Source organism: Kutzneria sp. NPDC051319, assembly GCF_040682195.1.
Classification (GTDB): Bacteria; Actinomycetota; Actinomycetes; order Mycobacteriales; family Pseudonocardiaceae; genus Kutzneria.
The window spans coordinates 1-19,051 of the sequence record NZ_JBFBAM010000082.1 but is presented as its reverse complement, the minus strand read 5'-3'; the positions used below and the strand labels follow the sequence as shown (position 1 = coordinate 19,051).

The window sequence follows — 19,051 nt, the reverse complement described above, 5'->3', positions numbered from 1 at the left end:
CCCCCTCCCTGTAGGAGTGCTCGCCGTGCCCTCTTATGTCCGGCGGTCGGCCGCCGTCCTCGCCTCGCTCCTGCTGTGCTCCGCGCCCGCTTACGGCGCCGGCGCCGGCACGCCCCGCATCGTCGGCGGCGACGAGGCCAGCACCACCACCACGCCATGGGTCGTCGCCCTGACCACCAGCAACGGCGCCTTCTTCTGCGGCGGCACCCTCGTCGGGCCGACCAAGGTCGTCACCGCCGCGCACTGCGTCACGCAGGCGCTGGCCACCGGCGGCATGACCACCAAGTCGCCGTCCGCGCTGCGGATCGTCGCCGGCCGCACCGACCTGCGCACCAGCGACGGCATGCAGGTCCGGGTCTCGTCGGTGTGGGCCGATCCGAGCTTCCGCGACGTCGGCACCGGGCACGACGTCGCCGTGCTGACGCTGTCCCGCTCCGTGCCGTACCGGACGCTGCCCCTGGTCGCCGCCGGCGACGCCTCCGGCTACGCCCCCGGCGTCGTGGCCACCGTGCTCGGCTGGGGCCGGGTCGGCGAGACCGCCGGGCCTTCGCCCACGCTCCAGTCGGTGCGGGTGCCCGTGGTCTCCGACCAGACCTGCTCCAGCGAGGAATCCGACTACGACGCCACGTCCATGGTGTGCGCGGGCTATCCCAACGGCGGCCGGGACGCCTGCGCCGGCGACTCCGGCGGGCCCATGGTCGTCGACGGCCGGCTGGTCGGCGTCGTGTCGTGGGGCGACGGCTGCGCGCGTGCCGGCAAACCTGGCGTGTACACCCGGCTGACCTCCTACGAAGACGAGGTTTCTGCCCAGCTCCACGCGTGATACCAAGTGGCATGACGCTTCATGCCACCCTGCGCCGCGAGTGGGCCGCCGACCTGACGCCGCAGCAGCTCTACGACCTGCTGCGGCTCCGGGTCGACATCTTCGTCGTCGAGCAGAAGTGCCCCTATCCCGAGCTCGACGGCCGGGACCTGGAGCCCTCCACCCGGCACTTCTGGCTGGCCGGCGACGACGGCCGGATGCTGGCCACGCTTCGGCTGCTGGAGGAGCGGGACGGCTCCTTCCGCGTCGGCCGCGTCTGCACCGCCGCCGACGCCCGCGGCAACGGCCTGTCCGGCCGGCTCATGGAGGCCGCCGTGGCCGAGATCGGCTCCGCGCCCAGCGTGCTGGACGCTCAGGTGGCCGTGAAGTCCTTCTACGACCGCTTCGGCTACGTGACCGAGGGTGAGGAGTTCCTGGAGGACGGCATCCCGCACATTGTCATGCGCCGCAACGGCTAGTCGGATGTGACAGTTCGTCATATCGACGGGTGAGCCCTTTGACGCTCCGTCATCTACTGACGAGCCTCTTGTGCGATCCCGCGCAGGTTTTCCGCTCACTAGCGTCCATCCGTGGATTCCCCTTCGAGCTCTTGGAGGTTCCCCGGATGACGCCCAGATCCACGGCCGTGTCGGCGGTGCTCGCCGCCGGCATGGCCGCGCTCGCCCTCGTTCCGCCCGCCCATGCCGGTGCGGTGCGCACCCCGCCCAACCATCCCGATCTGGGCTGCGCGGCCAATTCCGTGGCCAACCCCTACTTCAAGATCACCGTGACCCGAGGACTGCTCACCTGCGACGTCACCGAGGTCGGCGTCAGCGGCATGCCCGGCCTCCCGCCCTCCGGCGCCGATCTCAGCGTGTGGGGCCCCGACTCCTTCACCCATCTCACCCACGCCGACCCCGGCATCTACAAGACCGTCTGGCGCGGCGCCCACCCCGCCGGCGGACGCTGGTGCGTCAGCTTCGTCGGCGACGCCTGGGAGCTCTGCCTGACCAGCTGACGCGCGCGGCTCTGCGCCATCACCGCGCCCGCGTTCGGCCTGGGGGCTACTGCGCGGGTGCGGTGCGGGTGATGACGTCGACCGCGCGGTCGACGTCGGCAGGGGACAGGTCGGCTCGGGCGGTCAGGCGCAGGCGGGAGATCTGGTCGGGGGTCGACGGCGGGCGGAAGCAGCCGACCACGACGCCGGCGGTCCGGCAGTCGTTGGCCCAGGCCACGGCGGCCTCGGGGGACGGGGCCCGCACGGAGACGACGGCGGCGGTCGGGGTGCTGACCTGGAGGCCGGCGGCGGTGAGGCGCTCGGTGAGTTCGAGGGCGTTCTGGCGGGCCTGGCCGGCCAGCTGCGGCTCCTCCTTGAGGACGCGCAGGGCGGTCAGGGCCGCGGCGACGCTGCCGGGGGCGAGGCCGGTGTCGAAGATGAAGCTGCGGGCGTGGTCGACCATGTGCTTGATCACCCGGCGCGGGCCGAGGATGGCCCCGCCCTGGGCGCCGAGGGACTTGGACAGGGTCAGCGTCATCACCACGTTCGGCGAACCGGCCAGGCCGGCGTCGTGCACCGCGCCCTTGCCGGCCTCCCCGATCACGCCGAAGCCGTGGGCGTCGTCCACCAGCAGCGCCGCCCCGTGCTTGCCACACGCATGGGCCAGCGGCGCCAGCGGCGCGAGGTCCCCGTCCACGGAGAAGACGGAGTCGGTGACCACCAGCGCCCGCTCGTGCTTGCGCTTGGCCAGCGCGTTGGTCACGCCGGCCACGTCGCAGTGGCCCATGACCGCCACGTCGGCCTTGGACAGCCGCGTCCCGTCGATCAGCGAGGCGTGGATCAGCTTGTCGGCCACGATCGCCGTGCCCGGCCCGGTCAGCGCCGACACCGCGGCCAGGTTGGCCATGAAGCCCGAGGAGAACACCAGCGCCGCCTGCATGCCGCAGAACGACGCGAGCTCCAGCTCCAGCTCGGTGTGCAGCTCGGTCGAGCCCGTCACCAGACGCGACCCCGTCGACCCGGCCCCCCACTTCAGCGCCGCCGCCGCGGCCGCGCCGGCCACCCGCTTGTCCCGGGCCAGGCCCAGGTAGTCGTTGCTGGCCAGATCCAGCGCGTCCGACCCGGCCGCCCGCGGCCGCAGCTGGCGGGCCAGCCCCGCCTCCTGCCGGGCCTGCGCCCGGACGTCGATCCAGTCGAACACCTCGTCGGGCGCGGGAAGCGGGTTACCAGCGGTCACGCCCGCCAGTCTCGCATCAGGCGCCTGGCCCGCTGCCAGGACGGGTCGGTCAGGCGCCGACCTCGGTGTATTCCTGGATGCGGTGCATGTCGCGGCCGGGGGGCTCGCCGAACAGGCGCCGGTACTCGCGGCTGAACTGGGAGGGGCTGTCGTAGCCGACGGCGTAACCGACGGCGGCGACGTCGTCGGGGGCGGCCATCAGGCGCAGGCGGGCCTGCTGGAGGCGGAGCTGCTTCTGGTACTGGAGCGGGCTCATGGCCGTGACGGCGCGGAAGTGGCGGTTGAGGGTGGCGACGCTGACTCCGATCTCGTCGGCCAGGTCGGCGATGCGGATGGTGCGGTCGAAGTGGCGGGAGATCCACTGGGTGGCCCGTCCGACCAGCGACACGCGGCTGTCCTCCATGCCGATGCGGCGGACGGCGGCGCCACGGGGGCCGTTCATGAGGCGCCAGTGGATCTCGCGTTCGACGCCGGGCCCGAGCACGGTGAAGTCGGCGGGGCGGTCGAACAGCCGCAGCAGGCGGACGACGGCGTCCAGGAGCTCCTCGTCGGCGTCGGCGGTGACGATGCCGCTGCCGGCGTCGTCATCGGCGCGACTGCCGCCGCCGGTCTCCAGCAACAGCTCGGTGATCACCTCCTTGCGTAGGGGCAGCCCCAGCCCGATGAAGGGCTCGGCGGCGCTGGCCTGGGTGACCCGTCCGGTCACCGGCAGCTCCAGTGACGCGATCAGGTACTGCCCGGCCCGGTAGTCGTAGACCCGATCGGCCAGGGTGGTCTGCTTCGCGCCCTGGGCGACCAGCGCCAGCACGGGCCGGGTGAGACCGCCCATCCCGGCGGAGGTCGTGGTGCTGACGTTCACCCGCAGGCCGTCGAGCCACACCGGGTGAGTGGGGCTCGCATGCAGCCGGGCGATCCGCCCGGCCAGTTCCCGCATCGTCGTCAGCACGCCCCCATCGCACCAAACTTGCGCAGATCGTGCAACCGACGGCGCTGATCGTTCTAGGAGAGATGCGGATCCGCTGGTCAACTAGAAGAAGCAAGTGATCGGATCAGACAACAGGAGCGTGTGTCATGTCGCTGGACTCGTACGTCACCCTCGGACAGTCCGGCCTGCGGGTCAGCCCCTTCACCTTGGGCACCATGACCTTCGGCGAGGACTTCGGCTGGGGCAGCAGCCCCGAGGTGTCGGCCGACATCCTCGCCGCCTACCTCGACCGGGGCGGCAACTCGATCGACACGGCCAACATCTACACCGCAGGCCACTCCGAGCGCATCATCGGCGACTACTTCGCCGCCCACCCCGGCGTGCGCGACGGCGTGGTGCTGGGCACCAAGTTCTTCTGCAACCTCCGTCCCGGCGACCCCAACGGCGGTGGCATCGGCCGCAAGGCGATCATCCAGCAGCTGGAGAACTCGCTGCGCCGGCTCCGGACCGACTACGTGGACATGTACTGGGTGCACAACTACGACGGCCACATGCCGATCGAGGAGACCATGCGCACCCTGGACGACCTGGTCACCGCGGGCAAGATCCGCTACGTCGGCCTGTCCGACGTGCCGGCGTGGAAGGTGGCCGAGGCCGTGGTCACCGCCAAGTTCCGCTCGTGGGTGTCGGTCACCGCCATGCAGCTGGAGTACTCGCTGCTGGAGCGGACCTCGGAGGGCGAGATGATCCCGGCGGCCAGGGAGCTGGGCATCGGCGTCATGCCGTGGAGCCCGCTGAAGAACGGCTTCCTCTCCGGCAAGTACTCCAGCGGCCAACCGACGACCGCGGCCCGCGGCAACAACGGCTTCTTCCAGCCGCCGACCACCGCCGAGTACGAGGTCATCGACGCCGTCAACGAGATCGCCAAGGAGATCGGCGCCAGCTCGGCCGCGGTGGCGCTGTCCTGGGTGCAGGACCGGCCCGGTGTCACCTCGACGATCATCGGCGCCCGCACCATGGAGCAGTTCCGGTCCAACATCACCGCGCTGGACATCACGCTCAGCCCGGGTCAGCGCGCCCGCCTGGACAAGCTGTCCGAGCCGAAGCTGGCCTTCCCGGCCAGTGCCAACCGGCACGCGCCGGCGCTCGAGTTCGGCGGCATGACCGTGGACGGTGTGACCTACCCGGCGCACCCGGCGGTGGGCGCGGCGGCCGACCAGCGCTGAGTCGACGTCACGGCACCAGGACCAGCTTGCCGACCGAGCTCCTCTCCTCCAGCGCACGGTGGGCCTTGGCCGCCTCGGCCAGGGGTAAGACCTCGCCGATGACGGGCTTGAGCTCGGCGGCCAGCTCGAACGCCCGCAGCGTGTAGGCGGGCAGCAGACCGGCGTCGTAGGTGAGGCTGAGCGGGATGAGCTCGGCGCCGCCGGTGAAGACGTCGGTGGTGGTGATGGCGGCGGGCTCGCCGGAGGCGTAGCCGTAGAGCACCATGCGGCCGAACGGGGAAAGCAGGCGGTAGGCCTCGGCGGCGGTCTTACCGCCCACGGCCTCCAACACCACGGTGACTGGGCCGACCCCCTCGGTCCAGCCATCGCGGCTGTAGTCCACCACCCGGTCCGCGCCCAGGCTGCGGGCGAGATCGAGCTTGCTGGCGCTGGAGGCGGCGGCGATGACGGTGGCGCCGGTGCGTTTGGCCAGCTGGACCAACAGCGAACCGACGCCACCGGCGGCCGCCTCCACCAGCACCGTGTCTGCGGCGGTGAGGCGGGCGACGTCGATCACGCCGACGGCGGTGGCCCCCTGGGCGAACAGGGCCAGGGCCTGATGGTCGTCCAGGTCGTCGGGAATGGGGATGGCCGCGGCCGCGGGGACCACGGCCAGCTCGGCATAGCCGCCGAACTGGATGAAGCTGACCACCCGCCGGCCGACCAGGGTGGCGTCGGTGTCGGGACCGGCCGACAGCACGATGCCGGCGACCTCGATGCCGGGGGTGACGGGAAAAACGGCCGGTGGGCGGAAGCGCTCGTCGGGCTCGTGGGCCCGCAGCATGGTGTCGGCGTAGTTGACCCCGGCCGCCGCCACCCGAACGAGCAGCTCGCCGGGGCCCGGCGTGGGATCCGGCACGTCCTCCAGCACGAGGACCTCCGGGCCGCCATAGCGGTGGTGACGCACTGCCTTCATGATTCCCCCTGACCTGCGGACCGGCGGTCCGCTTGTGACGTCGACTATACGGACCGCCGGTCCGGTCGTGTCAAGGGGCAAGATGGGATCCATGCGAGTCGACGCCGTGCGCAACCACCGGGCGATCATTCAGGTGGCCGGCGACCTGCTGTGCCACCACGGCCCCGGGGTCTCCATGGACGCCATCGCATCGGCCGCCGGCGTCGGCAAGGGCACCCTGTTCCGCCGCTTCGGCGACCGTGACGGCCTGGTTCGGGCGGTGGTCGACGAGCGGACCGCGCAGTGGTGGATCGCGGCCAACGAGCGGGCCGCGGACGTGACCGTGCCGGCCCGGGAGCGGGCGATCCGCCTGGTCGACGAGATGTTCGAGCTGATCGTGTTGCGGCTGCGGCCGCTGATGGCGGCGATGGAGCGGACCGAGTGCACCGGCGGCGGCGCCTCGCTGCCGCGCTGGGGGGTCCAGCTGGCCGAGCTGATCGCCGAGGTCCGGCCCGAGGCCGACGGTGAGTTCCTGGCCAAGGTGATCATCGGCAGCATGCGCAGCGAGATGGTGGAGCCGGGACAGGAGGACACACTCAGGGTGAACGTGCTGGCCCTGACATCGAGCGTGTTGGGTGATTGACCCGCGCTAGGCCGATCCGACCACACTGAGCGGTCGATTCGCTGCTCAGCGTGGAGGAGCCATGACCCTGCGCCGCGTGCTCACGGCTGCGGTTGTTGTCGTCACGTCACTCGTCACCGTGGGAGCCGGGGCCGCCACCGCGGCCACGCCCGCCTACTCCCGCTATGTCGCCCTCGGCGACTCCTACACCTCGGGCCCGTTCATCCCGTTCATGCGCCTGGACCCGCTCGGGTGCGCGCGCTCCACCAACAACTACCCGGCGCTGCTGGCCGCGACCCTTCGCGTGGACAGCTACCGGGACGCCAGCTGCGGCGGCGCGGACACCACCGACATGACCACCTCGCAGAGCGTGCCGCTGGGCAGCAATGCCCCGCAGTTCAACGCCCTGCGCGCGGACACGGACCTGGTCACGCTGGGCATCGGCGGCAATGACGACGGCGTGTTCGGCAACGTCGTCGGCACCTGCCCCGACCTGCGCGACTCGGACCCGCACGGCGCGCCGTGCAAGGCGCACTTCACCGTGAACGGGCAGGACACGCTGCTGACCAGCATCGCCGCCACACAGGACAAGGTGACGGCCGTGCTGCAGGGCATCCACCAGCGGTCGCCGCACGCGAAGGTGCTGGTCATCGGCTACCCGCGCATCGCGCCGCCCACCGGCACGTGCCCGGACGTGCTGCCGTTCGCCGACGGCGACTACCCGTACCTGGACAGCATCGAGCGTGCCCTCAACACCGCCGTGTCCAACGCGGCGAGCGCCGCCGACGCGACCTACGTCGACACCTACACGCCGTCGCTCGGGCACGACGCCTGCGCCGGCAGCAACGCCTGGATCCAGGGCAAGAACTTCAACCTGTTCGCCGCGTTCCCGTACCACCCGCGCAAGGCGGGCATGGTCGGCGAGGCGGCGGTCATCGCCAGGGCCCTCGGCGTGAGCCGCAGTGTGACGTCCGCGGCGCCGCACGGGTCCGTCGCGAGTGTGAGCACCCTCACGCAGCTGGCCCAGGCCCTGCTCAAGGGCTGATTCGACTCCCCGCTGTCGGCGGCCGTCCAACTAGACTGCCCGCCGACAGCGAGGTGTGCGCGAGGAACCCGGTGCGAGCCCGGGACGGTCCCGCCACTGTGACCTGGCCGCGGTTCATCGACTGCGGCCCGGGAGTCAGGAACTCGGCCCCTCGCCCGACCGGACCCGGGCGTGGACACCCGAGGAAGGACCTGGCATGGCACCTCGCTTCCCGTTCTCCGCAGTAGTGGGGCACGACGACCTACGGCTGTCCCTGTTGCTCAACGCCGTGCACCCGGCCATCGGCGGTGTGCTGGTGCGCGGCGAGAAGGGCACCGCGAAGTCGACGATCGTGCGCGCGCTGGCCGCGCTGCTGCCGGAGTTGGACGTGGTGCCGGACTGCCGGTTCGCGTGCGACCCGGCCAATCCCGACCCCGACTGTCCGGACGGCCCGCACGCCGTGGGCAACGACCGTCGGCCGTCACGGCTGGTGGAGCTGCCGGTCGGCGCGACGGAGGACCGCCTCGTCGGCTCGCTGGACCTGGAGCGCGCGTTGACCGAGGGGGTCCGCGCGTACCAGCCGGGCCTGCTCGCGGCGGCGCATCGCGGCGTCTTGTACGTGGATGAGGTCAACCTCCTGCACGACCACCTCGTGGACCTGCTGCTGGACGCGGCGGCGATGGGGCGGGCGCACGTGGAGCGCGAGGGCGTCTCCGTGTCGCACGCGGCGTCGTTCCTGCTCGTGGGCACGATGAACCCCGAGGAAGGCGAGCTGCGGCCGCAGCTGCTCGACCGCTTCGGTCTCACGGTGCAGGTACTGGCCTCACGCGACGTGTCGACGCGCACGGAGGTCGTGCGCCGCCGTCTCGCCTACGAGGCCGACCCAGCCGGCTTCGCCGCCGACTGGGCCGAGGCCGACGCCGAGTTGGCGGTGCGCATCGTGAAGGCGCGCGAGGAGCTGCCGAACGTGGTGCTGCCGGATACGGAGCTGCGCCGCATCGCCGCCGTGTGCGCGGCGTTCGAGGTGGACGGCATGCGCGCCGACCTGGTCGTCGCACGCACCTCCATCGCGCACTGCGTGTGGCGCGGCGCGAACACCGTGACGGAGGAGGACGTGGAGGCCGCGGTTCGGCTCGCGCTGCCGCACCGCCGCCGTCGCGACCCGTTCGACGAGCCCGGCGTGGACGAGCAGCAGCTCCAGGACGCCATGCAGCAGGCCGCCGCCGAGCTCGAAGAGCCCGACAACGACCCCGACGACGACCCGGACGGCGGCGAGGCTCCACCAGATTCCCGCGGGCCAGATTCCCAAGCCCCGCAACAGCAACCGCAGCCGGGCGAGGGCAAGGCCCCGAAGGAGCAGGCCCCGGCCGCCCCCTCGTCGGCGTTCAAGGCGCGGCTGTTGCAGGTCCCCGGCGTCGGCGAAGGCGCTCCGGGCCGGCGATCCAGGGCCCGTGCGGCCGGTGGTCGCACGATTCGGTCGTCCATTGTGGACGGACACGGCCTGCACCTCGTCGGCACGGTCACGGCGGCGGCCCCGCACCAGAAGGCGCGCGGCCGTGACGGCGCGGGCCTCCGGCTCAAGGGCGAGGACCTGCGCCTCGCCGTCCGTGAAGGCAAAGAGGGCAACCTGGTCCTGTTCGCCGTTGACGCCTCCGGCTCGATGGCCGCGCGCCAGCGCATGTCGGCCGTGAGCGGCGCCGTGCTGTCCCTGCTCCGCGACGCCTACCAGCGCCGCGACAAGGTCGGCGTCGTGACGTTCCGCGGCACCGAGGCCCAGGTGGCGCTGCCGCCTACCTCCTCCGTGGACGCGGCCGTGGCGCGGCTGCGCAAGCTGCGCACCGGCGGCCGGACGCCACTGGCCGACGGCTTGCTCAAGGCGCACAAGGTGTTGACGGTCGAGAAGCTGCGGGATCCGCGGCGACGCCCCCTGCTGGTGGTCGTCACCGACGGCCGTGCGACCTCCGCGCGCCCCGGCCACGACCCCGTGCAGGACTCGCTCAAGGCGGCGGCGTTGCTGGCCAACGCCGGCGTCGCGGCGGTGGTCGTGGACTGCGAGCACGGGCCCGTGCGCCTGGGCCTGGCCGACAAACTGGCCGTGGCGCTGGGCGGCGTGTGCCTGCGGCTGGAGCAGTTGTCGGCCGAGCGGGTAGCCGGCGTGGTGCGAGCGACGAGGGCGGCCTGACATGCCACAGGGAAAGCCGGAGACCGTCCCCGAGGACGGCCTGACCACCCGGCAGCGCCGCAACCGGCCGCTGCTGGTGGTGCACACGGGCGTGATGAAGGGCAAGTCCACCGCCGCCTTCGGGTTGGCGCTGCGCGGCTGGAACCAGGGCTGGTCGATCGGCGTGTTCCAGTTCGTGAAGTCGGCGAAGTGGAAGGTCGGCGAGGAGGCCGCGTTCAAGGCGCTGGGCGAGGTGCACGAGCGCACCGGCCAGGGCGGGCCCGTGCAGTGGCACAAGATGGGCGAGGGCTGGTCGTGGACCCGCAAGCCGGGTTCGGACTCCGACCACGCCGCCGCCGCGCTGGAGGGCTGGCGCGAGATCCAGCGCCGGCTCGCCGCCGAGGAGCACGGCCTGTACGTGCTGGACGAGTTCACGTACCCGATGAAGTGGGGCTGGGTGGACGTCGACGAGGTGGTGGCCACGCTGCGCGACCGCCCCGGCTTCCAGCACGTCGTGATCACCGGCCGGGACGCGCCGAAGGCCCTGGTCGACGCGGCCGACCTCGTGGTGGAGATGACCAAGGTCAAGCACCCGATGGACGCCGGACAGAAGGGCCAGCGGGGGATCGAGTGGTAGCCCGGCTGGTGATCGCGGCCCCCGCCTCGGGCAGCGGCAAGACCACCGTCGCCACCGGGCTGATGACCGCGCTGCGCAAAAGGGGCGACCGGGTCGCGCCGTTCAAGGTCGGCCCCGACTACATCGACCCGGGCTATCACGCGCTGGCCGCCGGCCGTCCGGGGCGCAACCTCGATCCGGTGCTGGTCGGCGAGGAACGGATCGCGCCGCTGTTCCGGCACGGCGCCCACGACACGGACATCGCTGTGATCGAGGGCGTGATGGGCCTGTTCGACGGCCGTGTCGGCACCGACGGCTTCGGTTCCACCGCTCATGTCGCAACGTTGTTGGAAGCCCCGGTCGTGCTCGTGGTCGACGGCCGGGGCCAGGGTCGGAGCCTTGCCGCCCTGTTGCACGGATTTCGCAGCTATGACGCCAAGATCCGGCTGGCCGGGGTGATCCTGAACCAGGTCGGCTCCGAGCGGCACGAAGAAGTGCTCCGGGACGCCTGCGACGAGATCGGCCTGGACGTGCTGGGCGTGGTCCGCCGCGGCACCGGCCTGGAGGTGCCCTCCCGGCACCTCGGGCTCGTCACGGCGGCGGAGCACGGATCCGTTGCCGTGCAAGCGGTCGAGGCGATGGCCGACGCCGTCACGGCAGGGGTGGACCTGTTGGCGGTCAAGGCCCTTGCCGCCACCGCGCCGGAACTGGCCGCCGAACCGTGGCGGCCGGACCTGGAACCGGCCGCCGGCCGGCCGGTGGTGGCGGTGGCCGGGGGATCGGCCTTCACGTTCGGTTACGCCGAACATGTGGAGCTGCTCAAGGCCGCCGGCGCCGAGGTGGTGACCCTGGATCCGTTGCGGGACAAGCAACTCCCCGACAACACGGCCGGACTTGTGCTGCCCGGCGGCTTCCCCGAGCAGCATGCCGCCGAGTTGTCGGCCAACGAGTCGCTCCGGCAGGACGTCGCGGAGTTGGCCCTCCGAGGGGCTCCCGTGCATGCCGAATGCGGCGGCCTGCTCTACCTGGCCCGGGAGCTGGACGGCCTGCCGATGTGCGGCGTGCTCGACGCCACGGCCACCATGACTTCCCGACTGACCCTCGGCTACCGCGACGCTCTAGCCCCGGTCGAGTCAATATTGCACTCGATCGGGGACCGGGTGACGGGGCACGAGTTCCACCGCACCGCCGTCACGCCCCGGCACGGCGCCCAGCCGGCCTGGCGCTGGCGCGGGGCGGAGCCCGAGGGCTTCGTGCACGGCGGCGTGCACGCTTCCTACCTGCACACACATCCGGCCGGCGCCCCGCTCGCCATCCGGCGGTTCGTCGAAAGGTGCGCACAGTGAGACTGGTCGGACTCGGGGTCGGACCGGGTGACCCGGAGCTGCTCACGCTGGCCGGGCTCCGGGAGCTCAAGGCCGCGGGCCGGGTGTTCGTGCCGGTGATGTCGGCGGACGAGGAAGGCCGTTCCGAGGCCGTGGTCCGCGCGCATCTGCCGGTCGACGCCCCGGTCGAACGGCTCACGTTCGCATTGAACGACGACGTGCGCGGTTCACAACAACGTCGTAACGAACTGTGGGACGCCGCGGGCGCACAGGTGGCCGAACACCTTCGTGAGCACGGCGGCACCGCGGTGTTCGCGACCATCGGCGACCCGATGATCTACTCCACTTTCACCTATCTCGCGGCCACCGTTCGGCGGTTGCTGCCCGCGGTGGAAGTGGTGCTCAGTCCCGGAATCACGGCGATGCAGGCGGCGGCCAGCGCGGCCGGACTCCATCTGGTGGAGGGCACTGAGTCGCTGACCCTGGTGCCGGTGACCCGTGAGGTGACCGGGCTGCGGGCGGCCTTGCGGGGTGGCGGTACCGTCGTCGCCTACAAGGGCGGCCGACGACTCGACGAGCTGCGGGCCGAGATCGAGGCCGCCGGGGCGCTGGACCGCTCGGTGTACGCCGAGCATCTCGGCACACAGAGGGCACGGGTGCTCCCGCTGTCTGAAGTGACAGTGTCGGATTCTTCGGGATCGGTTGCTGCGCCGTACTTGTCCACTGTCGTGATACTTCCGCCCCGTGGCGGGAGAGGAGAGCAACTGTGAAGTCGGGGTTGGTGTCCTTCGTCGGCGCGGGTCCGGGCGCCGCCGACCTGATCACGCTGCGCGGCGCGCGCCGGCTGGCCGCCGCGGACGTGGTCGTCTGGGCCCCGAGCCTGGTGGACGCCGAGTGCATTCGCGAGCACGTCCGCGAGGACGCCGAGCTGATCGACCTGTCCCGGTCGGCCACCGAGGACTTGGTGGAGCTGTTCCGCCGGGCCGCGCGGGACAAGCTCCAGGTGGTCCGGATGATCACCGGCGACCCGGTGCTGTGGGGCGCGGTCCGCGACCAGGTGGACGCCTGCCGCCGGATCGGCGTCGAGACGGAGATCGTGCCCGGCGTGTCGCAGGTGTCGGCGGCGGTGTCCGCGGTCGGCCGCGAGCTGACCGACGCCGACCAGTCGCTGATCCTGACCCGGGTGGACGCCACGGCGCTGCCCGACGCCACCCAGATCCGTCAGTTCGCCGAGCACGGCGCGACGATGGGCGTTTTCGTCGCGGCGGCCCGCACCGGGCAGCTGGTCGAGGAGCTGACCGAGGGCGGCTACGCCGCGGACACCCCGGTCGTGGTGGCGTACAAGACGACCTGGCCGGACGAGCTGTTGCTGACCACCACGCTGGGTGAGCTGGAGGCGGCCGTCAAGCAGCGCAAGCTGTGGCGGCACACGCTGTTCCTGGTCGGCAAGGCGATGGCCCCGGGCGCCAAGGCCCGCTACCGCCGTGCCGAGACCACCGCCGAACCGGTCGAGGAGGCCGTCGACGCGACGGGGGAGCGCGCCGCGCGCCGCACGTCGTGGTCGGCCCGCGCCGGACGCACCAACCGGATCGCCGCCGCCCGCACCGAGGTGCCGACGCAGGCCTCCGGCGAGGCCTCGCAGGCAGCGTGGCGGGCCGTGCACAGCTGGCAGGCCGACGCCCGCACCAAGTCGCCGTCGTCGAGGCCCGCCGCCAAGCCGGACGTCGACCAGACCACGCTGGACATGCCGGCCGAGGAGCCGCAGAAGATGGCGGTCTCTCCGGCCGCCATCGCGCAGGCGCCGCGGACCACGGCGCGGGCCGACAAGCCCGCCGCCGCGGTGACGAAGCAGCAGTCGGGGGCCAAGCCGGCCAGGGCACGGACCACGCAGGCGAAGAGGACACGCAAGAGCGGGTGAACTGATGACGATCACCGTGATCGGGGTGGACGGGGCCGCGCTGCCACCCGGCGGCGAGGCCCTGCTGGACAAGGCGACCCTGGTCGTCGGCGGTCGTCGACACCTGGAGCTGCACGTCCGCAACGGCGCCACCACCATCGAGCTGGGGGCGCTGGACAAGGCGCTGGAGGCGCTGGCCGCGCACACCGCCGAGCACGGACCGGCGGTGGTGCTGGCCTCCGGCGACCCCGGCTGGTTCGGGGTGCTCAGGGCGTTGCGGGACAAGGGAATCCGGCCGCAGGTGCTGCCGGCCCCGTCCAGCGTGCAGCGGCTGGCGGCGCTGGTCGGCCGGCCGTGGGACGACGTCACGGTGGTCAGCGCGCACGGCCGCGGGCTGCGCGCGGCGCTCAACGTCTGCCGGGCCCGGCCGGCCGTCGCGGTGCTGACCGCGCCCGGCGCCGGGCCGGCGGAGCTGGCGGCCGGGCTGACCGGCTGGCGGCGGACTTTTGTGGTGGCGGAGGACATCGGCGGCGACGAGGTCGTGTCCACTGTGGACGCGTCCGAGGCCGCCCGGCGGACCTGGCGTGAGCCCAATGTCGTGCTGTGTCTGGCCGATCCGGACGCGGTGCCCCCACGCGGCTGGCTGGCCGGCGGCGAGCCGCTGCCCGGCACCGCCGGCTGGGCGCTGCCGGAGGACGACTTCGCCCACCGGGACGGCATGGTCACCAAGGCCGAGGTCCGGGCGATCGCGCTGGCCAAGCTGGCCCCCGCGCCGGGCACGCTGATCTGGGACGTGGGCGCGGGATCCGGCTCCGTCGCGGTGGAATGCGCCCGGTTCGGCGCGGCGGTGGTCGCCGTGGAGCGCGATCCGGTGCAGTGCGTGCGCATCATCGCCAACGTCACGACGCACGGCGTGGAAGTGCGCGTGGTGGAGGCGGAGTTCCTGGCCGCGGTACACGGTCTGCCGCAGCCCGACGCGATTTTCGTCGGGGGCGGAGGCACGAAGGTGGTGCGGGCGGCGGCGAGCGTCGGCGCGCCGCGCATGGTGGTTTCGCTGGCGGCGGTCGACCGGATCGCGCCGGCGCGGGATGCGTTGCGGGAGAGCGGTTACCGGGTCGAGGGCGTGCAGATGTCCGCCTCCCGGCTGGCCGATCTGCCCGACGGGTCGAGCCGGTTGTCGGCGGTGAACCCGGTGACGGTGTTGTGGGGGGTGCGGTCGTGATCGGGTTGTTCGCCATCGACGCGGAGCAGCGCAAGCTGGCTGTGGAGCTGTCGGCGATGCTGGGCCGGGACACCGTCGTCGCGGACGGCGCGGTGCACCAGGCGGTGCACCGGATGTGGACCAAGATGGGCGCGGCGGTGCTGCTGATGCCGACCGGCGCGGCGGTGCGGACCATCGCGCCGATGCTGGTGCAGGACGAGTCCTCGCCGGCGGTCGTGTGCGTGACCGAGGGCTTTGTGGTGGTGCTGGCCGGCGGCAGCTCCGGCGGGGCCAACGCCCTGGCCGACCGCGTCGCCGAGGTGCTGGGCCTGACCATGGTGCAGTCCAGCGGCAGCGACAACACCGGCGACACCGTGCTGGAGCAGCTCGTCGACCGGCTCGACGCCACTGTGGACGGTGACCTTGCCGAGTGCGCGGCCGCGATGCTCGACGGGGAGCCGATCCGGCTGCTCAACCCGATGGGCTTCGAGCTGCCGCCGATGCCGGACAACGTGGGCCAGACCAACGGCGCCCGCTGGACGATCGTGATCGACGACCGGCTGGGGCAGCCGGTGCCCGACGGCGGCGAGATGCTGCGCATCGTGCCCCGCACGCTGGTGGTCGGGCTGGGCGCGTCCAAGGGCGTGTCCGGCGACGAGGTCACCTCCGTGCTGTCCATGCTGGAGTGGGACTTCGGGCTGGACCTGCGGGCGGTGCGGGCGTTTGCCAGCATCGACCTCAAGGCCCGCGAGGAAGGCGTGCTCCAGGCCCTGGAGGACTGGAACTTCTGGCACGGCCAGGGCAGCGTCGGCGAGGACCCGCCGACGCTGTTGACCTATCCGGCCGAGACTCTGTCCACTGTGGATGTTCCCAATCCGAGTCCGGTGGTGGAGCGGGAAACCGGCACGGCCAGCGTCGCCGAGGCGGCCGCGCTGTTCGCGGCGGGCGAGATGGCCGAGGGCCGGGCCGTGGAGCTCGTGGTGCCGAAGGCCAAGAGCGAGAACGTGACGGTCGCGGCCGCGCGCATCAAGCCCCAGTAGTGGGTCGCACAGGCGGGTGAACTCCTCGCCAGCCTGTGCTGGAACGCGCCCGTCGGCGAGCACAATCGAGGGTGTGCGTCCCTGGACCCGGTACTGGCTGACCGCCGCCGTCGCCGTACCCGCTGTGTTGGCGGTGGTCGGCATCGCGGTGCAGGGCAACGACATCGAGCGTCAGATCTCCGCCGAGTCGACGAAGGCCCTGAGCGGCGCGGGCGACGTGGTGGTGAGCGGCCGGGACGTGACGCTGGTCGGCGTGCCCTACGAGCGCATCCCGGACGCCAAGAAGGCCGTGCAGGCGCTGCCGGGAGTGCGGGCGGTGAGCGCGCGGGATCCGGCGCTGGGGCCGCTCACGATTTCCGTCGACGACAAGCAGGTCGTCATCGCCGGGACCACGCAGCAGGACGCGTGGCGCAAGCAGTTCCTGCACGTGATCGGGGAATACGCGCACGGCCGCGCCCTCGTCGACCACACCTCGACCAGTCCCGGCACCGACTTCGCCATGACCACCACCGCCGCCGCGGCCCTGGTTTCCGTGCTGACGCTGGAACCCGGCTCGGACGTGAAGGTGTCGGTCGTGGACGGTCAGGTCGTGCTGGACGGCGTGCTGCCCGATGCCGCGCGCAAGGCCAACACCATCGCGCTGCTGGAGCGGCTGTTCGGCAAGGGCGTGGTCGTGGACAAGACCAGGAGTGCGTGATGTTGTGGTTGTTCAGCCAGGTTTTTGTGCTGTGCCTGGTGTCCTTCGTGGCCGGTTCGGCGATGACCGCCGTGGTGTTCGTGATGCAGCGCCGGTTGGCGCCGCCGCCCGCGGTCGAGCCGACCGGGGAGCGTCAGCTCGTCGAGATGGAGGCGGAGTGAGGACGCTGTTGGTGGCCGCCCTGATGCTGGCCACGGCCGGCGTCGCCTCGGCCCAGTCCGTCTCGGTTCACGCCGGCCCGGCTGTTCCGCGTGACAGCGGCCTGCACGACTGCGGCACCCGCCTCGACGCCACGTCCGCGCTCGGCTGGTGTCACGGCACCGGTGGCTTCTCCATGGACGTGCTGTGCGCGGACGGCTCGATCGAGCACAGCGGCACCGTGTTCATCCGTGACGGCTACGGCCTGGTCAGCGCCTCCTGCTTCAACCGGCCCCAGGCCGCCCGGATCGTCATGAAATCCTGAGCCATGTGACCGACCAGCTCTCCGTCCTGCGGTCCCGGGTGGACACCGGGCACCTGCCGCCGCTCACCCGCGCCGTGGTGGAGCGGGTGATGCTCACCACGGCCGACCCGACCTGGCTCGGCGACCTCGTGCTGGACGAGGCGGCGCTGGCCGCCGGCCGAGACGCGCTGGGCGGGGGTGCGCCGCTGGTGGTGGACGTCCGCATGCTGGCCGCCGCCGTCGCGCCGCGCGAGGCCGTGATCGGGCTGGACATGCCGGGCGTGGCCGAGCTGGCCAAGGCCGAGGGCACCACCCGGTCCGCGGCCGGAATCCGGTTGGCGGCCAAGGCTTTTCCCGACGGCGCGGTGTGGGCCGTGGGCAATGCGCCGACCGCGCTGCACGAGGTGCTGCGGCTGGCGGCGCTCGGCGTTGTCCGGCCGGCGCTGGTGATCGGCATCCCGGTCGGCTTCGTCGGATCGGTCGACGCCAAGGCCGCGCTGCGGCGCTCCGGGCTGCCGGCGGCCAGCTCCGCCACCGAGCGGGGCGGGGCGGCGATCGCCGGTTCCGTCGTCAACGCGCTGGTGGACGCATGGCAGGCTGACGCCCATGTCCGTTGAGCAACACTATTTGGTCGGACTCGACCTGACCGGACGCCGGGCCGTCGTGGTCGGCGGTGGGACCGTGGCGCAGCGTCGGCTGCCCCGGCTGGTGGCGTCCGGCGCGGCGGTCGAGGTGATCGCGCCGCACATCACCCCGGCCGTGCAGGGCATGGCCGACGCCGGCGAACTGACCTGGCACCAGCGGCCGTACGCCGACGGCGACCTGGACGGCGCCTGGTACGTCGTCACCTGCACCCAGGTGACCGAGGTGAACGAGGCCGTCGCGGCCGAGGCCGAGCGCCGTCGGATCTTCTGCGTGCGGTCGGACGCCGGCACCCAGGGCACCGCCGTCACGCCGGCCGTCGGCGAGCACGACGGGCTGCTGGTCGGCGTGCTGTCCGGCGGTCAGCCCCGGCGTTCCGCCGCCGTGCGGGACGGCGTGCTCACCGCCCTGCGCACCGGCTCGGTCGTCGACCACCCCGAGAAGCCCCGCGAGGGCGGTGTCGCGCTGGTCGGCGGCGGCCCCGGCGACCCCGAGCTGATCACCGTGCGCGGGCGACGGCTGCTGTCGCTGGCCGACGTCGTGGTGGTGGACCGCCTCGGGCCCATGGAGCTGCTGGACGAGCTGCCGCCGCACGTGCGCGTGGTGGACGCGGCCAAGATCCCGTACGGGCGGGCGGCCAGCCAGGAAGTGATCAACTCGACGTTGATCGAGGAGGCCAAGGCCGGCAAGTTCGTGGTCCGGCTCAAGGGCGGCGACCCGTACCTGTTCGGCCGGGGCTTCGAGGAGCTGCTGGCCTGCGCCGAGGCCGGCGTGCCGGTGACCATCGTGCCCGGCGTGACCAGCGCCTTCGGCGTGCCGGCGGTGGCCGGCGTGCCGGTGACGCATCGCGGCGTGGCCCACGAGGTGGTGGTCGTCTCCGGCCATGTCGCCCCGGACGACCCGCGGTCCCTGGTCGACTGGCCCGCGCTGGCCCGGCTTCGCGGCACCCTGGTGCTGCTCATGGGTGTGGAACGCATCCGCGCCTTCGCCGACGCCCTGCTCGAAGGACGCCCCGCCGACACCCCGGTCGCGGTCATCCAGGAGGGCACCACCCGGTCCCAGCGCATCCTCCGCACGACCCTGTCCGACGTGGCCGATCAGGTGGCCGCCGAGGAGATCCGCCCCCCAGCGATCATCGTCTTCGGCCCGGTAGCCGCCCTCGGCAACCACTTGGCCTGACCCACGCCGGCGAGTCCCGCCCAGCGTCACACCGAAATTGAGAATAGGGGGGCTCTTATTTTTGGGGGGTCGGTATTTGCGAAA

21 protein-coding genes and 1 riboswitch are annotated in these 19,051 nt (G+C 72.4%); of the genes, 18 read left to right on the top strand and 3 right to left on the bottom strand.

The genetic code is table 11. The annotated features are described in order from the left end of the window. Positions 1–25 precede the first annotated feature (25 nt). The 3 genes from AB0M73_RS42895 to AB0M73_RS42885 all read left to right on the top strand — a co-directional run bounded on the left by AB0M73_RS42895 (position 26) and on the right by AB0M73_RS42885 (position 1,820). On the top strand, positions 26–823 hold the full coding sequence (locus AB0M73_RS42895) for a serine protease (protein WP_363904417.1): 798 nt from the start codon (positions 26–28) through the stop codon (positions 821–823). A gap of 11 nt (positions 824–834) precedes the next feature. Continuing rightward, positions 835–1,281, top strand: coding sequence for a GNAT family N-acetyltransferase (locus tag AB0M73_RS42890; protein ID WP_363904414.1), 447 nt, complete (start codon positions 835–837; stop codon positions 1,279–1,281). Between the two features lie 146 nt (positions 1,282–1,427). Beyond that, complete coding sequence (locus tag AB0M73_RS42885; RefSeq protein ID WP_363904411.1) at positions 1,428–1,820, top strand: hypothetical protein; 393 nt, start codon at positions 1,428–1,430, stop codon at positions 1,818–1,820. A 46-nt stretch (positions 1,821–1,866) separates the two neighbouring features. Here AB0M73_RS42885 and AB0M73_RS42880 read toward each other — a convergent pair whose 3' ends face one another. After that, entirely contained in the window at positions 1,867–3,036 is a 1,170-nt protein-coding gene (locus AB0M73_RS42880) for an 8-amino-7-oxononanoate synthase (protein ID WP_363904408.1), read from the bottom strand. A gap of 49 nt (positions 3,037–3,085) precedes the next feature. After that, entirely contained in the window at positions 3,086–3,982 is an 897-nt protein-coding gene (locus AB0M73_RS42875) for an AraC family transcriptional regulator (RefSeq protein ID WP_363904405.1), read from the bottom strand. A 125-nt stretch (positions 3,983–4,107) separates the two neighbouring features. Here AB0M73_RS42875 and AB0M73_RS42870 point away from each other — a divergent pair, with 125 nt between their 5' ends. Next, positions 4,108–5,187, top strand: a complete 1,080-nt coding sequence (locus tag AB0M73_RS42870; RefSeq protein WP_363904402.1) for an aldo/keto reductase — start codon at positions 4,108–4,110, stop codon at positions 5,185–5,187. 7 nt (positions 5,188–5,194) lie between these two features. On the opposite strand, the gene AB0M73_RS42865 is transcribed toward AB0M73_RS42870, so the two are convergent. Beyond that, the gene (locus AB0M73_RS42865; protein WP_363904399.1) at positions 5,195–6,142 is read right to left on the bottom strand and encodes a zinc-binding dehydrogenase; all 948 of its coding nucleotides are present in this window, start codon (positions 6,140–6,142) and stop codon (positions 5,195–5,197) included. A 91-nt stretch (positions 6,143–6,233) separates the two neighbouring features. Here AB0M73_RS42865 and AB0M73_RS42860 point away from each other — a divergent pair, with 91 nt between their 5' ends. From AB0M73_RS42860 to cobA, 14 genes are all read left to right on the top strand, one after another. Further along, positions 6,234–6,764 (top strand): TetR/AcrR family transcriptional regulator, encoded by a 531-nt coding sequence (locus AB0M73_RS42860; protein WP_363904396.1) that lies wholly within the window; start codon positions 6,234–6,236, stop codon positions 6,762–6,764. 61 nt (positions 6,765–6,825) lie between these two features. Then, positions 6,826–7,788 carry an SGNH/GDSL hydrolase family protein gene (locus AB0M73_RS42855; protein ID WP_363904393.1) on the top strand — a complete coding sequence of 321 codons (963 nt, stop codon included), beginning with the start codon at positions 6,826–6,828 and terminating at the stop codon, positions 7,786–7,788. A 61-nt stretch (positions 7,789–7,849) separates the two neighbouring features. Beyond that, a riboswitch (cobalamin riboswitch) is annotated at positions 7,850–7,933 on the top strand. Between the two features lie 51 nt (positions 7,934–7,984). Beyond that, the gene (locus AB0M73_RS42850; RefSeq protein ID WP_363904391.1) at positions 7,985–9,949 is read left to right on the top strand and encodes a putative cobaltochelatase; all 1,965 of its coding nucleotides are present in this window, start codon (positions 7,985–7,987) and stop codon (positions 9,947–9,949) included. A gap of 1 nt (position 9,950) precedes the next feature. Next, positions 9,951–10,565, top strand: a complete 615-nt coding sequence (cobO, locus tag AB0M73_RS42845; protein ID WP_363904388.1) for a cob(I)yrinic acid a,c-diamide adenosyltransferase — start codon at positions 9,951–9,953, stop codon at positions 10,563–10,565. Beyond that, positions 10,559–11,890, top strand: coding sequence for a cobyrinate a,c-diamide synthase (locus AB0M73_RS42840; RefSeq protein WP_363904386.1), 1,332 nt, complete (start codon positions 10,559–10,561; stop codon positions 11,888–11,890). The genes cobO and AB0M73_RS42840 overlap by 7 nt, the downstream gene beginning before the upstream one ends. Beyond that, positions 11,887–12,639 (top strand): precorrin-2 C(20)-methyltransferase, encoded by a 753-nt coding sequence (cobI, locus tag AB0M73_RS42835; RefSeq protein ID WP_363904383.1) that lies wholly within the window; start codon positions 11,887–11,889, stop codon positions 12,637–12,639. The genes AB0M73_RS42840 and cobI overlap by 4 nt, the downstream gene beginning before the upstream one ends. Beyond that, the gene (locus tag AB0M73_RS42830) at positions 12,636–13,787 is read left to right on the top strand and encodes an SAM-dependent methyltransferase (protein WP_363904380.1); all 1,152 of its coding nucleotides are present in this window, start codon (positions 12,636–12,638) and stop codon (positions 13,785–13,787) included. The genes cobI and AB0M73_RS42830 overlap by 4 nt, the downstream gene beginning before the upstream one ends. A 4-nt stretch (positions 13,788–13,791) precedes the next feature. Next, positions 13,792–14,988, top strand: coding sequence for a precorrin-6y C5,15-methyltransferase (decarboxylating) subunit CbiE (cbiE, locus tag AB0M73_RS42825; RefSeq protein ID WP_363904377.1), 1,197 nt, complete (start codon positions 13,792–13,794; stop codon positions 14,986–14,988). Continuing rightward, positions 14,985–16,007: a cobalamin biosynthesis protein gene (locus tag AB0M73_RS42820; protein WP_363904374.1), complete on the top strand. Its 1,023-nt coding sequence runs from the start codon at positions 14,985–14,987 to the stop codon at positions 16,005–16,007. Before cbiE ends, AB0M73_RS42820 begins: the two co-directional genes overlap by 4 nt. Positions 16,008–16,080: 73 nt before the next feature. Then, positions 16,081–16,704: a hypothetical protein gene (locus AB0M73_RS42815; RefSeq protein WP_363904371.1), complete on the top strand. Its 624-nt coding sequence runs from the start codon at positions 16,081–16,083 to the stop codon at positions 16,702–16,704. Then, complete coding sequence (locus tag AB0M73_RS42810) at positions 16,704–16,865, top strand: hypothetical protein (RefSeq protein ID WP_157494951.1); 162 nt, start codon at positions 16,704–16,706, stop codon at positions 16,863–16,865. The genes AB0M73_RS42815 and AB0M73_RS42810 overlap by 1 nt, the downstream gene beginning before the upstream one ends. Further along, a complete protein-coding gene (locus AB0M73_RS42805) occupies positions 16,862–17,167 on the top strand; it encodes a hypothetical protein (protein ID WP_363904367.1) in 306 nt (101 codons plus the stop codon). Before AB0M73_RS42810 ends, AB0M73_RS42805 begins: the two co-directional genes overlap by 4 nt. Before the next feature lie 5 nt (positions 17,168–17,172). Beyond that, positions 17,173–17,763: a precorrin-8X methylmutase gene (locus AB0M73_RS42800; RefSeq protein ID WP_363904364.1), complete on the top strand. Its 591-nt coding sequence runs from the start codon at positions 17,173–17,175 to the stop codon at positions 17,761–17,763. Continuing rightward, a complete protein-coding gene (cobA, locus tag AB0M73_RS42795; RefSeq protein WP_363904361.1) occupies positions 17,753–18,967 on the top strand; it encodes a uroporphyrinogen-III C-methyltransferase in 1,215 nt (404 codons plus the stop codon). Before AB0M73_RS42800 ends, cobA begins: the two co-directional genes overlap by 11 nt. The last annotated feature ends 84 nt before the right edge of the window (positions 18,968–19,051 follow it).